Source organism: Dorea sp. 210702-DFI.3.17 (genome assembly GCF_020560825.1).
In the GTDB taxonomy this organism is placed as follows: domain Bacteria; phylum Bacillota; class Clostridia; order Lachnospirales; family Lachnospiraceae; genus Dorea; species Dorea formicigenerans.
The window spans coordinates 1-224 of record NZ_JAJCNB010000159.1 but is presented as its reverse complement, the minus strand read 5'-3'; the positions used below and the strand labels follow the sequence as shown (position 1 = coordinate 224).

The window sequence follows — 224 nt, the reverse complement described above, 5'->3', positions numbered from 1 at the left end:
GCTACAGAGTCCTTGCTTACTCCGAGAATAACAGCTCCCTTCTCAGTAAACTGTGAATAACGCTCAGAAAAGCCACATGCCTGCTTCGTACATCCTGGTGTATTATCCTTTGGATAAAAATATAAAATTATTTTTTTACCTAAATAATCACTTAGTTTATGCACTTCTTCGTTCTGATCCGGCAATTCAAAATCCGGTGCTTTTATTCCTAACTCTAACATTTA

General features: G+C 36.6%; 1 protein-coding gene. It reads right to left on the bottom strand.

The features are described 5' to 3' along the window. Positions 1-221, bottom strand: a 221-nt coding sequence (locus tag LI149_RS15325; protein ID WP_227143643.1) for a peroxiredoxin, incomplete at its 3' end; no start/stop codon positions are given. Positions 222-224: the final 3 nt, after the last annotated feature.